We start from the raw sequence: 13531 nt of genomic DNA on the forward strand, positions 1-13531 counted from the left end.
TCTTTTATCGGCCCCATCGCATAGCGATTGCGCCCCACGTTAATCCTCCACCAAAACCAACCATTACAATCACATCGCCGTCATGAATTTTTCCGGCTTCGATTTCTTCACATAGTGAAATTGGAATGGATGCTGCTGATGTGTTTCCATATTTATGGACTGTTTTCGACATTTTTTCAACTGGCAGCTCTAAGCGTTCGCGTGCTGCTTCCATAATGCGAATGTTTGCTTGATGCGGAATCAAGAAGTCTACGTCTTCTTTTGATAGTCCAGCTTTTTCAATCACGTTTACGCTTGACTCGCCCATTTGTCTCACAGCAAATTTAAATACTTCTCTTCCATTCATGATTGTATGATCTTTTTCATCTAAGTACAAGTGCTTCCCGCCGCTTCCATCGGCTCCAAGCTCAAATGATAGAATTCCCTTGCCTTCGCTGACTGTTCCTAGTACAGCAGCACCTGCTCCATCTCCAAACAAAACAGCTGTGTTGCGGTCATCCCAGTCGGTAATGCGAGAAAGCTTTTCTACACCAACGACAAGCACGTGTTTGTAAGTGCCTGATTCGATAAATTGTTTTCCAGTAACAAGCCCATACATAAAGCCAGCGCAGGCAGCGCTAATATCCATTGCACATGCTTTATGTGCACCGAGCTGCTCTTGAATCATACAAGCGACTGTCGGAAATGCTTGATCTGGCGTAACTGTCGCTACAAGAATCATATCAATATCTTCTGCAGCCACATCTGCGTCAGCTAATGCTTTTTTTGCAGCAGCAAGCGCCATATGAGATGTATTGACATCATCAGATGCAATTCTTCTTTCTTCTATACCTGTTCTAGTACGAATCCACTCGTCAGAAGTTTCAACCATTTTTTCTAAATCACGATTTGTTAATACTTTTTCAGGTATATAGCGGCCAAGGCCAATAATTCCAGCATTCATTGAATAAGACTCCTTTTACTCATACGAGCATGTGATATTGTGATCTTATATTAGTATCTGGTACTAATTTTACCTTATTTTTTTCTCCTTGGCAATACAAACGTCTAACCTTTCCTCTCACTTTTTTCATAGATTAATGATATACCAATAGTAGAAAGGAACATGTGATATGGCGCAAAAGGATATTTTCTCAGCAATGATGTTTGGTCAGCCGCTTGAAAAGGAGAAAAGCAAGACAGAAAAAAAGGAGGAGCGTGCAGAGACTTCTTCAAGTGATGACTCCATTGACTACATGCATGTCATGAATCAAATTGGAAACATTATGAACTCCATCGATGAGCTGAAGCCTGTGTTTAAAGATGTTGGCCCTATGATTAGTGCCTTCAAGAAAAAATTATCATAAAAAAAAGCCACTATTCTGTGGCTTTTTTTTATTGTTGACAAAGGGCTAAAATATTTTAGCCCTTTGTCTTCTACTCAGCGTGATAGAAAACCTTTGCAGTCTAGGAAGGACAGCTACTTGCACGGAGCGAATTTGTCATTCGTGAGCACCAGCGCGCAGGACTGACAAAGAATGCGAGGGTTTGTCTACACGCTGAAAGCCACTATTCTGTGGCTTTTTCTGATGCTGCATCTGCTTTTCCAAGCTCATATGCCTCTTGCATGACAGATGTAAACAAAGAGAGAAGCGGCTGAAGTGCTTGTGGATCAAGCTGAATCCCTGCTTTATCTAATTCTTCTTTTGCTTGTGGAAAATACTTCATCGCAATTTGTAAAAACTCCATCGATTTTTCGTGCTGCATGTTCAACGTCCTCACTTTTCATTTGGCAGTTTGCCTGTTTTTTTGTAATTCGCAATATCCTTCTCAATGTCTTTCACAAAAGCGCGGTCTATGGTTGAGCTAAATTTCCCCATTTCGATCACTCCTTCTTTAAAGTCAAAGGAGTACTCACCTTGTTCGTTTAGCTTGCCTTCATTAAACTTCTTCGCAATGATACTGTACGCTTTATCGACATGCTGGACTGTGCTAGTTAACACCGTATGGCTTCCAAGGTTGGATTGATCTGTGACATATCCGATCGCAGATAAATTGTCGGTTTTGATTTGTTCAATGACAGGGATATTATAACCATCACCTGCTGGATACACAACATCTACACCTTGTTTTTTCAATTTTTGATAGAGGTTCACCGCTTTGTCAGCATCATCCCAGTTTTCGACAAATTCCGCTAGGACTTGCACATGTTCGTCCTGATATTTTGCACCTTTGATAAAACCGTCTACTTCACTTTGCCAATCATATGTAGCCAGAATACCAATCTTTTTTGTTTTGGACATATGTGCTGCTGTCATGCCTCCGAAAAAGCCCATTGCTTCTCCTTTAAACGTGACGTTTGTGACATTATCAGCTTGAGGCTTGCCTCCATTGACCGTGATAAATTGTGTTTTCGGATAATCTTCACTGATCAAGTTGAAAATTTCGCTGTATTCATTGCCATGGCCAATAATCAAATTGACTCCTTTTTTATGAAATTCTTCAATGGCATCAACGATTTTCTCCTTGTCGACCATCCCTTCCTTATAATAAACATCTACACCAAATGTTGATTGGATATTTAATAAGCCTTTATAACCTTTCGTTCCCCAAACTTGATCATTAATCGTATCGGGGACGAGTAAACCCACCTTCTCAATATGTCCTTTTAACGGCGCCTGCGAGCAGGCAGATAGCATAAGAAGAAGGAACGAAAAGATCATGACAAGCCGCTGGTACTTCATGCCATGTTCAACTCCCTTTGCAACACGCAGGCATGAACCTGTATGTTAAATATAGGTTTATTTTATACTGAAAAAAGATAAGATGGAAGATCATTCTTGCTTTTTGTCGAAAAATGTTGAGTTTTGTCTTTTCCATTCTGCTATGATTTCTTCTGCTTGTTTGTCATCTGTTTGTCTTTCTACCTTCAATTGATGGATCATTTCCTCCCTTTGATCAGTCCGTGCCCACTTTAAAAGCTCCTTTGCGACATCTTCTACAAAAAATGTGTGATCATCCTTTATTCGTCTCTCTTCATGGAGTGTCCACGGACCAAACATGCGTGGAAGGATAACAGCCGAAACGCTTTGTTCATGCGAATGGCTTTCGGGTTCTTCGTAAAACAAGCGGTATATGCCATGCTTCGCTTCGAGGTCTGTCTCTCTGTTCATTGAATCATCTGATTGAAAAAAGATCAGGTCATATGCCTCTTTCCTATCTTGACCATCAATAACGCGGACAAGATCATTGCGGCCGAGCCACATCATCCGCTCTTCTAATAACATTTTTTGCTCCTCTGACTGCTCCTTAGGATATGTGATATCCACTTGTATGCCCTCTTTCATCATATATTCACAAAGTGTCAGTCCAAAAAATTCATCTGCACCTATGATCAGTCCTGTTTCCATGTTCATGTCCCCTTTTTTAGCATATCGAATAAAAAGAAGAGCCCTTTCCATGAAGGGCTGTTATCATCCTATTCATTACAATTCTCTTTCATGCGATTTATAAAACTTGTGAATGGACTGAAAGATTCTTCTTGGATGATCAAACATATGCAAGGTGAGGTCCATCTGACAATGGTCTGGATTCATCATATGTTGATCAATAAAAGGCTTTGCATGTAGTTCATAGGCATACGGTGCGCCGTTTAGTCTCTGCCATATATGAATCGGTACATGAGCTGAATGAACGGGGCAAGAAGGAAGTGGATACGTTTCTGCTTCCTTTGCAGAGCACCCATAGCTCTGTGCGAGTTCTTTCATGAACTGTTTGTAGAAGAATTTGTGTTCCTTTTCTCTTTCTCTTTGTGCTTGCAGGTGTAAACATGGATTCATCATGGCTATAGACCTTAGCACTTCTGGCATTTCTTCGGCAAGACTCATGGCGACAAGTGCGCCCATTCCCTCTGCCAGCACATGAATTTCCCGGTTTAATATTTCTTGTTTTAATGTGTGATGAACAAGCTGTTTCGCACTAAAAACAGCATCTTCACATCCCCAGTGATTCCCATGAAGATGACTATTAAACAATGTATATCCTTCATCCTTTAAAGCAGTTAATAGCTGTTTTCTTCCGTAATGCTGAAGCCAGAATGATGTATTTTCCTGCACAAAGTGATTTCGGTCACCGAGGATTAGAATGCCAAAGCCATTTGGTTTTTGAGGAAGGTGAATGACGTTCCACTGGGAACCAAGCTGGAAAAAACGTTCGCTTACACCCATATGGCCAGCCTCCTTTCAGTGATTCTGCTTTCTATGATATGAACAACAACTCTTGTAGGAATAAGGAAATCCCCTAAAGACAGAAGAATTCTTTTTATTTTTATAGTAGAAGGTCTCAAAATGATCACATAAAGGCGGAAAACAGTCTTTTCTCTGAACTCGTATCTATGGTATGATAGTCAATAGATTGTTACATAAAGGACGGTGGAATAATGCATTACATTATCACCCTCATTTGGACTTTTCTGCTGACACATATGGCTGGTTACATCGTTTCATCTATGAATGGAGCTGCTTATGATTTTACGTTAACTTCCATTCTTGCCATAGTGTTTACGGTTATTTTATTCATCTTTGCTGAAGTAAGTCCAATGAAAGAAACAGAAAGTTCAACAGAACATTCTTAATATTGCTGGAAAAGAGCTAATGATTTGAGATTAGCTCTTTTTCTTTTTTTCAGAATGATGACCAGAAGTTGAGAGGGCACGCTAAAACCCCCTGCCGTCAATTACAGGGGGTCTTTGAGTTACACATCAACCGTTTCGGACTTCTGTTTGTCTGCTGACAAATGGCTTTTCGCAAGCCCTGTGAACAGGAAGATCGCGATGCCCGATAAAATTTCAAGCACACCACCCCCCGCAATGACAGGTCCTGCTCCAAAGCGTTCTGCCAGGACGCCCGATATGACGGCTGCAAGCGGGAGAAAGACATTCGATGACGCATTGATCACGGCATATACTTGTGGCTGATCTTCTTGGTCAACAGACGTTTGAATAATGACCATCTCTGGGACATTGATTGCACTGACGGCTGCACCAAAAATAAAGGAAGCTAGAAGAACGACTGGAAGCCATGTACTCATTCCAGTGATAAAGAATGCAGCTCCTTCAATCATGCCTGCGACAATAAAGAACAAGCCGAATCTTTTGATTTTCACCTTCGCCAGTGCAAAGCCCATCATAAACGCACCAACTGCGGCGACACCTCTTAAAATGGAATAAACCATTGAATCACTTTGCAGCGCTTCTGCTACATATACAGCGGATAATGCCTGCCACGGAGCTGCGGCGACATTCATTAAAATACAATAAAGGGTCAGTGCAAATAAAATATGATGATTTTTAACGACTAGAAAGCCTCTTTTTAAGTTATACAGATATGTATTCTTTGCTTGTTTAATGTCTGCTGCTTTTTCTGCATCTGACTTTTGGAGTTTAACGCCAATAATGAACAAGCCCGATATGATGAATAAAGCAGTGGTGATCAGGAGCGTATCTGCAGGTCCAATTAATTTGACCAAAAGACCAGCGACCATCACCGCAGCAAGTGCGACAATTTCAAAAGATGATTGCAGGATCGCATTTGCTTTTTGAATGAGATGCTTTGGAACAATCTGCGGAAGGATAGCCACAGAAGCCGGGTTATAGGCTGCACCTGTTGCCGATTGAATAACCATTAATGAGATCAATAACCATAGAGGCAATATGTGCGAAAAATGCAGTAGTGGAATAATGAGTACAATGGTTGCTCGAATGACATCTGAAGCAAACATCCATTTAGATAAATGGTGTCTTTTCATAAGAGGTCCTAGTATTGGGGCCAACAATGATGAAGGAAGAACTGTCACTGCTAGAAGAAGTCCGGTACCGAGCGCTCCATCCCCTCTTAAAATCAATAACCAAAGAACGGATGTAAAAGCAAAACTTTCTCCTGTATTTTTTATGAGTCTTGATATGAACAATGAGGTGAAGCGTTTATTCCAAACACTTTCACTGAGATTCATCTTTTCCATCACACAAATCCTTTCAACCTTATACTATTCTTACATATTTTACCTTAAACTTTCTTTTTTTCATACTATTTATTTGAAAATTGGAACTTAATTGTTTTTTATTATAAAGAAAAAAGAGGCATGACACATGCCTCTAAAGACTTATTCATATGGACTCTTAGTCAATTGCTTACGGCTTTCTTTGGTAAGTCCAAACGCGGTTATGGTTCGAGTTATCTGGAAAGACGTCTCCTGCTTTAAGCTTTATCTTTAAAGGATCTTTCACCATACTACCGGTCTCACCGATTTCGATATAAACACCATTATTAGGTGCCTTATTACCAGATTTAAACTGATGCTGTTGACCCATTTCCATCCTCCTTTCTCGATTGATGTTATTATGTCCCGTCCATTGTCTCTCCAATCCAACATGTAAAAAGTCCCTGCTCAGTCGAGACAGGGACACTTGTGATTTATTTAGGTTGTTGATACATGAGCTCTTTGATTAACGCTTTTTGCACATGCAGGCGATTTTCTGCTTGCTGGAATACTTTAGAGTGTGGTCCATCAATGATATCAGCCGTCACTTCTTCTCCGCGGTGTGCCGGCAAACAATGAAGGAAGATATAATCTGCTGCTGCATGTTGCATGAGTTCCTCATTGACTTGATATTCTTTAAATTCAGCTAGACGTTTCTCTGTTTCAGCTTCCTGTCCCATGCTTGTAAATACGTCTGAATAAATGACATCTGCATCCTGAACAGCAGCTACTGGATCTGTTGTGACGATGACTTCTGCGCCTGATTGTTTTGCAAACGCCTGGGCAGTCTCTGTCACCTCTTGAAGAGGTTCATAGCCTTTTGGTGATGCAACGGCAATGTCACAGCCTAACTGCGCGCAGCCGACCATTAAGGAATGAGCCACATTATTCCCATCACCGATGTACGCCACTTTCACACCTTTTAGTGTGCCTTTTGCTTCTTTAATCGTCAGTAAATCAGCCAGTGCCTGACATGGATGAGAGTAGTCCGTTAGTCCGTTGATCACTGGAATAGAGGCGTATTTTGCAAGTTCTTCTACCTTCTCATGTTCAAAGGTTCGAATCATAATGCCATCTACATACCCAGACAGCACCTGCGCTGTATCACCAATCGTTTCTCCTCTGCCAATTTGCAGATCATTTGAGCTGAGGAAGAGCGCATGTCCGCCTAGCTGCGTCATGCCCGCTTCAAACGAGACACGGGTTCTAGTTGAAGATTTTTCAAAGATCATCGCTAATGTTTTTCCTTTGAATAAATCTTGATATGGATGTTGTTTCATTTCTTCTGCTTTTTCAATTAAGTACGCAATGTCATTGATCGAAAAGTCTTTTAACGATAAAAAGTCTTTTCCGTATAATGCCGGTTGCACGTCGACTTGGCTCATGCCGTCACTTCCTTTTTATATAATTCGTGGAGAGATACTGGTGATACATCTCCATCTTTTCCTTGCAGGAACGCTTGCGCTGTTTCATATTCGGTTAGAACTTGAACACCATGTGTAAGTGCTTTTACACGCTGTTCTTTTGCCTCTTCATCATCACCTAAATGAATGTGAAGCGATTTATCGTCTTGTTGCAGCCACGATTCAAAGCTGCCAGTCCAGACGTCAAAGCCTGCTCGTTTTGCTTCATCTACGAATAATTCACTGCCTTGTATAAAGAGGCTTCCTTTCTGTTTCCAGATCGGTGCAAACACTTTTTTCAACGCGCTTTCGACGTTCTTTCCAACACACATTCCTTCACCCGTCGCTTTCATTTCAGGTGTCAGCTTTAAATCGATATCTTGAATGGCATGTGAGGAGAAGACTGGGAATTTAACAGCTGTGCCCCCCTTATTCTTCGTTTCCGGTTTCAATTCTTCAAGCGTTGCACCAGCTAACAGCTGAGTCGCCATTGGGATCATGTCAACACCCATGACTTTACTTACAACTGGAACAGTCCGGCTTGCCCGAGGATTCACCTCTAATACGAGCGCCTGGTTCCCTTTTATCACAAATTGAATATTCATAATGCCTTTAAAAGCTAATTTCTTTGCGATTTGTTCAGAAGCGTTATACACCTGCTCTTTGATGTCTTCACTAATAGAGACACTTGGTAAGATGGCAAAGCTGTCACCTGAGTGTACGCCCGCTTTTTCAATATGCTCAACGATTGTTGGAATGAATGTCGTTTGTCCGTCTGAAATGAGATCCACTTCCACTTCTTTTCCAGTGACATACTCATCAATTAAGATCGGATAAGGTAAATGATCTGGCTGATCAAGTAGTTCTGCCAATTGAGCTTCTGTATGAACAACGATCATGCCCATTCCACCAATGACATATGATGGACGAATAAGAACAGGGTACCCGATGCTTACAGCATGCTCCAGTGCTTCTTCTTTTGAATGTGCTGTATCTCCTTTTGCATGAGGAAGATTCAGTTCATCAAGAAGCTGATAGAATAAATCGCGATCTTCTAATGCATCTAGTGTGTCAAAGGACGTGCCTAACAAGGTAACGCCGGCTTTTTCTAAACCTTCCGCCACATTGATTGCCGTCTGCCCGCCAAATTGAACGATGACAAAATCAATTTGCTCCGCTTCAACTACGTTTAACATATGTTCTAACGTGATCGGCTCAAAGTATAAACGATCTGCAATCTCATAATCGGTACTAACCGTTTCTGGATTGTTGTTCATCATGATGGTTTCAAATCCAAGCTTTTGTAGAGTAAGAACGCCGTGAACGGCACTATAATCAAACTCGACTCCCTGCCCAATTCGAATCGGACCGGAGCCAATGATGAGTGCACGCTGCTTTGTTTTCTCTTGATGCTCTCCATCACTTTTGCCAAAGTACGTAGAATAGAAGTAATTCGTTTTTGCATCGAATTCAGCCGCACATGTATCGACAATTTTAAATGAAGCGGCAATGCCATACTCTTGGCGAAGCTGTCTGATATCTTGTTCACTGCGATCCGTCAGAGAAGCGATTGTTTCATCAAGAAAGCCTTTTTCCTTCACTTTTCTTAAGGTGTCTTTGGATAGCGTCCCCTGATGATTCTTCAATTCTTGTTCGAGTGTGATCATATTCTTGAAAACATGTAAGAAAAACAGATCAATCTTCGTCGTTTCATGAATCGTTTCAACGGTTTCTTGTCTGGAAAGCAACTCCATGACAGCGAAGAAACGGCGATCGTCCGGTGTTTTGATTAATTCAAATAACTGTTCAGTCGAATGTTCTTTCAGTTCAGGCAAGTGGAAGCCCTTTGTTTTAATTTCAAGTGATGCGACTGCTTTTTGAATGGCAGATTCTAAATTACGGTCAATCGCCATGACTTCACCAGTCGCCTTCATTTTTGTGCCTAATTTCCGGTCTGCCTGTTTAAATTTATCGAACGGCCAGCGCGGGAATTTCACCACGACATAATCGAGTGCCGGTTCAAAGCTAGCATACGTTGTTCCTGTAAGCGGATTTTTCAATTCATCTAGTGTATAACCGACCGCAAGTTTTGCCGCCATTTTGGCAATCGGATAGCCTGTTGCTTTCGATGCAAGAGCAGAAGACCGGCTGACCCGAGGGTTGACCTCAATGACAAAATATTCTTTGCTGAGTGGATCGAGAGCGAATTGGATATTACAGCCGCCAACGACATCAAGCGCTGAAATAATTTTTAAGCTCGCTGAGCGGAGCATTTGATAATCCTGATCCGTTAATGTCTGTGACGGCGCAACGACAATCGAGTCACCTGTATGCACACCAACTGGATCGATATTTTCCATGTTACATACAGTGATACACGTATTTTGACGATCTCTCATGACCTCATACTCGACTTCTTTAAAGCCAGCAATGCTTTTTTCAACTAAGCACTGATGAATCGGACTCGCTAGAAGAGCACCTTCAATCAGCGGTTTAAAAGCCTCTTCAGTTAAAGCGATGCCTCCCCCTTTACCACCAAGTGTGTAGGCTGGTCGAAGAATGACAGGAAAGCCCACTTCTTTTGCAAATTGAAGGGCGTCTTTCGCATTATCCACAATTTCACTTTCTGGTACAGGTTCATTCAAATGCTTCATGAGAGCACGGAATTTCTCACGATCTTCACCGTTTTCAATTGTTTCAACTGACGTTCCGAGCAGTTTTACCCCATGCTTTTTCAGCACACCGGCTTTTTCTAGCTCGACAGCAAGGTTTAAAGCTGTCTGTCCGCCAAGATTGGCTAAAAGACCATCTGGTTTCTCTTTTTCAATGATTCTTGTCACTGAATCAACTGAAAGCGGTTCAAAATAAATTTCATCAGCAAATGACTCGTCTGTCATAATGGTTGCTGGGTTGTTATTCACTAAGATGACGTTGTAGCCTTCTTCTTTTAAGGCCATACAACCTTGTGTTCCTGAGTAATCAAATTCTGCTGCCTGACCAATGATGATTGGACCAGACCCGATGACTAGAATGGTTTGTATGCTTTGATCTTTAGGCATGTGCGACTTCTCTCCTTGCTTGTTTCACTTTCTCAATAAAATCATCGAATACCCATTCACTTTCTGCAGGGCCTGGGTGTGCTTCTGGATGAAATTGAACGGACATAATCAGCTTCTCTTTATGAATGAATCCTTCAACAGATCCGTCATTCACGTGGAGGAATTTGACGTCCACTTCTTTGTCATTCATGCTTTTTTCATTGACCACATAGCTATGATTTTGGCTTGTCATAAAGACACGTTTTGATTCTGTATCTTGTACAGGATGATTCGCCCCGCGGTGGCCAAAAGGAAGCTTATACGTATCCCCGCCAAGCGCAAGAGCAATTAATTGATGACCTAAGCAAATGCCTAGTGTCGGGAAGGTCATCATGATGTCATGAATGGTTTTTAAATATGGCTTCATTGTTTTTGGATCTCCAGGTCCATTTGACAAAAGGATCGCATCTGGCTTGATATCAAATACCTTTTCCATTTGTTTGTACGGAATCACTGTGACTTTACAGCCGCGCGCTTCGAGTGAGTCCGCAATTGATTTTTTAAAGCCAAAATCAATGAGCGCTACATGTTCCTCACCGCTGCCTTGTGTGTATACTTCATCTTCTGTGACCTGCTCTACCACATTGTCTTGCTTCATTGCAGGTGGCGTTTCATTTTCGTCTAAACTAAGCACTGCATTCATCGTTCCATTGGCTCGAATGTTCTGCACGACTGCGCGAGTATCTGTATGTGTAAGAAGCGGAATGTTCCACTTCTGTAAATAATCTTTTAAGCTTACGGCTGCAAGGTGATGAGAAAAATGCTCAGCTGCCTCATAGACAACGACCGCTTTTACTTGTGGTTTTTTGCTCTCAAAGTCTTCATGATTGATCCCGTAGTTTCCGATGAGTGGATATGTGAAAACAATGATTTGTCCTTTATAAGAAGGATCTGTGAGCACCTCTTGATAACCTGTCATCCCTGTAAAAAAGACCACTTCACCTGTTATGCCAGCTTCTCCTGTCAGATCTCCTTCAAAAGAGGCTCCATCTTCTAAATTTAAATAACCTTTCATGCTTGTGTCACCCCGTATTGAATAATTAATAATATAAATGTATGTTTATACGTTTTGTTGCAAAAAAATTTAGACCGTTACTGTTTCATTTGCTAACACTTGAATGATTGCTTCAATGGCTTGATCCAATTCAACTTTTTTGACATTCAGTGGAGGTAATAAACGAATGACATTCGGACCAGCTGGAAGCACCAGCAAACCTTGCTCTCGAAGGGCTGTGATGTAATCACCTACTGGCTGGTGACACTCAATCCCTGCCATTAATCCTTTGCCCCGTACTTCTTTCACGATATTCAGCTGTTTGACTTCTTGCAGTCTCTTTAAAAGGTACGCACCCTTTTCTTTCACTTCTGAAAGAAAGTCTTCTTTGAATATTACATCAAGGGTTGCGTTCACAGCTGACATAGCGAGCATGTTGCCACCAAATGTTGTGCCATGAGAGCCTGGAGAAAAGGCATCTCCTAAAGCTTTTTTCCCTATCACTGCACCGACTGGAAACCCACTTCCTAAACCTTTTGCGGATGAAATAATATCAGGATCAAGTCCCGATTGCTCATAGGCAAATGCTGTCCCTGTTCGCCCAATACCCGTTTGGATTTCATCTACAATCAGCAGTGCTTGATGTTTTTTGCAAAACGTTTGAACGGCTTCTAGAAATTCAGCAGTAGCAGGATTCACTCCACCTTCACCTTGCACCACTTCCAGCATGACCGCTGCGACATCATCGATTTCACACGCTGTGATCGCTTCAGGGTCATTAAACGGTACATAATGAAAGCCTTCCAGCATCGGTCCAAAACCAGTTTTGATTTTATCTTGACCTGTGGCAGCCATACCAGCATACGTGCGCCCATGGAAAGAGTGCAAAAACGTCACAATATTTGTTTTACCTGTTGCTTTTCGGGCCAATTTGATAGCCCCTTCATTCGCTTCAGCCCCGCTGTTGCAGAAAAATACGAGATCTCCTGAACTGTTGGATGCCAGCTTTTCCGCTGCTTTTTCTTGCAGTCCATTTTCAAATAGATTTGATACGTGCCAGACCTCGTCAAGCTGCTTCTTGATGGCTTGATTGACCTTTGGATGATTGTGACCTAAATTCGTGACCGCAATGCCTTGTATAAAGTCTAAATATTTTTTCCCAGTTGTATCAACTGCCCAAGAACCTTCTGCCTCTTTAATTTCAACATTCCACCGTCCGTACGTTTGAAAGAGATGACTCACAGGACCGCCTCCTTTTGTTTTACAATTCGAGTTCCTTTAAAGGTATCTCCTGTAAAAATACTGCCTTTTCCATTCACAATCATGACTTCATCCACATCTCCTGATAAAGCACTTAGCGCAGATTGCACCTTTGGAATCATTCCCCCGGAAATAATGCCTTCATCGATGAGCTTGAGCGCTTCTTGTTCGGTGACAACGTCTAACAGCTCACCATTTTTTAAAATTCCTTCCACATCTGTGACAAACATGAGCTTATCAGCTTTCATAGCTCCTGCGACTGCTGATGCCGCAAGATCAGCATTTACATTTAACGTTTGGCATTCTTCGGTCATAGATAGCGGCGCAATGACGGGAATGAATTGTTTCTCCATTAGTGCTTCTGCCATCTCTGGATTGACTTCTTTGATTTCGCCAACGTACCCATATACATCTTGATCGAGAAAATCGGCGACAAGCATCTGTCCATCTTTACCAGATACACCGACAGATGATATATCATGCTTTGCCAGCTCTGAAACAAAGTATTTATTCACCGTTCCTGAAAGGACCATTTCGGCTACCTCTAACACCGGCTTTGTTGTTTTGCGCTGTCCATCTACAAATTCCGTTTTCACTTCTAATTTTTGCAGCATGCTCGTGATTTCAGGACCCCCGCCATGTACGATAGCCAGTTTAAATCCAGCAGCTTGAAGTGAGCGGACATTTTCATAAAAGGTATCGGAAAGTTCTCGAATGACACTGCCTCCACACTTGAACACGATCGTTTTATCCATGTCTAT

14 protein-coding genes are annotated in these 13531 nt (G+C 41.8%); 2 read left to right on the forward strand and 12 right to left on the reverse strand.

What is annotated here, in order from left to right:
• Positions 1 to 4: 4 nt before the first annotated feature.
• Positions 5 to 943 carry a beta-ketoacyl-ACP synthase III gene (locus FXF70_RS10955; protein ID WP_008348504.1) on the reverse strand — a complete coding sequence of 313 codons (939 nt, stop codon included), beginning with the start codon at positions 941 to 943 and terminating at the stop codon, positions 5 to 7.
• A gap of 169 nt (positions 944 to 1112) precedes the next feature.
• Here FXF70_RS10955 and FXF70_RS10960 point away from each other — a divergent pair, with 169 nt between their 5' ends.
• Positions 1113 to 1346, forward strand: a complete 234-nt coding sequence (locus FXF70_RS10960; protein WP_008348506.1) for a hypothetical protein — start codon at positions 1113 to 1115, stop codon at positions 1344 to 1346.
• Positions 1347 to 1548: 202 nt separating this feature from the next.
• On the opposite strand, the gene FXF70_RS10965 is transcribed toward FXF70_RS10960, so the two are convergent.
• The 4 genes from FXF70_RS10965 to FXF70_RS10980 all read right to left on the reverse strand — a co-directional run bounded on the left by FXF70_RS10965 (position 1549) and on the right by FXF70_RS10980 (position 4205).
• Positions 1549 to 1746: a ComZ family protein gene (locus tag FXF70_RS10965; RefSeq protein ID WP_008348507.1), complete on the reverse strand. Its 198-nt coding sequence runs from the start codon at positions 1744 to 1746 to the stop codon at positions 1549 to 1551.
• Between the two features lie 11 nt (positions 1747 to 1757).
• Positions 1758 to 2723, reverse strand: a complete 966-nt coding sequence (locus tag FXF70_RS10970) for a BMP family ABC transporter substrate-binding protein (RefSeq protein ID WP_017360174.1) — start codon at positions 2721 to 2723, stop codon at positions 1758 to 1760.
• A gap of 90 nt (positions 2724 to 2813) precedes the next feature.
• Positions 2814 to 3389, reverse strand: coding sequence for a nad binding enzyme (locus FXF70_RS10975; protein ID WP_148780241.1), 576 nt, complete (start codon positions 3387 to 3389; stop codon positions 2814 to 2816).
• 75 nt (positions 3390 to 3464) lie between these two features.
• Positions 3465 to 4205 (reverse strand): hypothetical protein, encoded by a 741-nt coding sequence (locus tag FXF70_RS10980; protein ID WP_148780242.1) that lies wholly within the window; start codon positions 4203 to 4205, stop codon positions 3465 to 3467.
• Positions 4206 to 4417: 212 nt separating this feature from the next.
• Between FXF70_RS10980 and FXF70_RS10985 the strand changes: the two genes are divergently transcribed.
• Positions 4418 to 4612 carry a YjzD family protein gene (locus FXF70_RS10985; protein ID WP_024720055.1) on the forward strand — a complete coding sequence of 65 codons (195 nt, stop codon included), beginning with the start codon at positions 4418 to 4420 and terminating at the stop codon, positions 4610 to 4612.
• A gap of 119 nt (positions 4613 to 4731) precedes the next feature.
• Here the strand turns inward: FXF70_RS10985 and FXF70_RS10990 are convergent, their stop codons facing one another.
• From FXF70_RS10990 to argB, 7 genes are all read right to left on the reverse strand, one after another.
• Positions 4732 to 5997, reverse strand: a complete 1266-nt coding sequence (locus FXF70_RS10990) for an MFS transporter (protein WP_148780243.1) — start codon at positions 5995 to 5997, stop codon at positions 4732 to 4734.
• 169 nt (positions 5998 to 6166) lie between these two features.
• Positions 6167 to 6346: a YjzC family protein gene (locus FXF70_RS10995; RefSeq protein WP_008348517.1), complete on the reverse strand. Its 180-nt coding sequence runs from the start codon at positions 6344 to 6346 to the stop codon at positions 6167 to 6169.
• Positions 6347 to 6449: 103 nt separating this feature from the next.
• Positions 6450 to 7400 (reverse strand): ornithine carbamoyltransferase, encoded by a 951-nt coding sequence (gene argF / locus FXF70_RS11000; protein WP_017360177.1) that lies wholly within the window; start codon positions 7398 to 7400, stop codon positions 6450 to 6452.
• Positions 7397 to 10477: a carbamoyl-phosphate synthase (glutamine-hydrolyzing) large subunit gene (locus FXF70_RS11005; RefSeq protein ID WP_148780244.1), complete on the reverse strand. Its 3081-nt coding sequence runs from the start codon at positions 10475 to 10477 to the stop codon at positions 7397 to 7399. The genes argF and FXF70_RS11005 overlap by 4 nt, the downstream gene beginning before the upstream one ends.
• Complete coding sequence (locus tag FXF70_RS11010) at positions 10470 to 11531, reverse strand: carbamoyl phosphate synthase small subunit (protein ID WP_017360179.1); 1062 nt, start codon at positions 11529 to 11531, stop codon at positions 10470 to 10472. Before FXF70_RS11010 ends, FXF70_RS11005 begins: the two co-directional genes overlap by 8 nt.
• 69 nt (positions 11532 to 11600) lie before the next feature.
• Positions 11601 to 12752: an acetylornithine transaminase gene (locus tag FXF70_RS11015; protein WP_148780245.1), complete on the reverse strand. Its 1152-nt coding sequence runs from the start codon at positions 12750 to 12752 to the stop codon at positions 11601 to 11603.
• Positions 12749 to 13525, reverse strand: coding sequence for an acetylglutamate kinase (gene argB, locus FXF70_RS11020; RefSeq protein WP_017360181.1), 777 nt, complete (start codon positions 13523 to 13525; stop codon positions 12749 to 12751). The genes FXF70_RS11015 and argB overlap by 4 nt, the downstream gene beginning before the upstream one ends.
• Positions 13526 to 13531 lie beyond the last annotated feature (6 nt).

This window comes from Bacillus sp. Y3, from assembly GCF_008123875.1.
GTDB lineage: Bacteria > Bacillota > Bacilli > Bacillales > Bacillaceae > Bacillus > Bacillus altitudinis.

Excerpts from the sequence above, each read along its gene's own strand:
- FXF70_RS10955 (WP_008348504.1), bottom strand. The coding sequence starts at position 943 with ATGAATGCTGGAATTATTGGCCTTGGCCGCTATATACCTGAAAAAGTA.
- FXF70_RS10960 (WP_008348506.1), top strand. The coding sequence starts at position 1,113 with ATGGCGCAAAAGGATATTTTCTCAGCAATGATGTTTGGTCAGCCGCTT.
- FXF70_RS10965 (WP_008348507.1), bottom strand. The coding sequence starts at position 1,746 with ATGCAGCACGAAAAATCGATGGAGTTTTTACAAATTGCGATGAAGTAT.
- FXF70_RS10970 (WP_017360174.1), bottom strand. The coding sequence starts at position 2,723 with ATGAAGTACCAGCGGCTTGTCATGATCTTTTCGTTCCTTCTTCTTATG.
- FXF70_RS10975 (WP_148780241.1), bottom strand. The coding sequence starts at position 3,389 with ATGGAAACAGGACTGATCATAGGTGCAGATGAATTTTTTGGACTGACA.
- FXF70_RS10980 (WP_148780242.1), bottom strand. The coding sequence starts at position 4,205 with ATGGGTGTAAGCGAACGTTTTTTCCAGCTTGGTTCCCAGTGGAACGTC.
- FXF70_RS10985 (WP_024720055.1), top strand. The coding sequence starts at position 4,418 with ATGCATTACATTATCACCCTCATTTGGACTTTTCTGCTGACACATATG.
- FXF70_RS10990 (WP_148780243.1), bottom strand. The coding sequence starts at position 5,997 with ATGGAAAAGATGAATCTCAGTGAAAGTGTTTGGAATAAACGCTTCACC.
- FXF70_RS10995 (WP_008348517.1), bottom strand. The coding sequence starts at position 6,346 with ATGGGTCAACAGCATCAGTTTAAATCTGGTAATAAGGCACCTAATAAT.
- argF (WP_017360177.1), bottom strand. The coding sequence starts at position 7,400 with ATGAGCCAAGTCGACGTGCAACCGGCATTATACGGAAAAGACTTTTTA.
- FXF70_RS11005 (WP_148780244.1), bottom strand. The coding sequence starts at position 10,477 with ATGCCTAAAGATCAAAGCATACAAACCATTCTAGTCATCGGGTCTGGT.
- FXF70_RS11010 (WP_017360179.1), bottom strand. The coding sequence starts at position 11,531 with ATGAAAGGTTATTTAAATTTAGAAGATGGAGCCTCTTTTGAAGGAGAT.
- argB (WP_017360181.1), bottom strand. The coding sequence starts at position 13,525 with ATGGATAAAACGATCGTGTTCAAGTGTGGAGGCAGTGTCATTCGAGAA.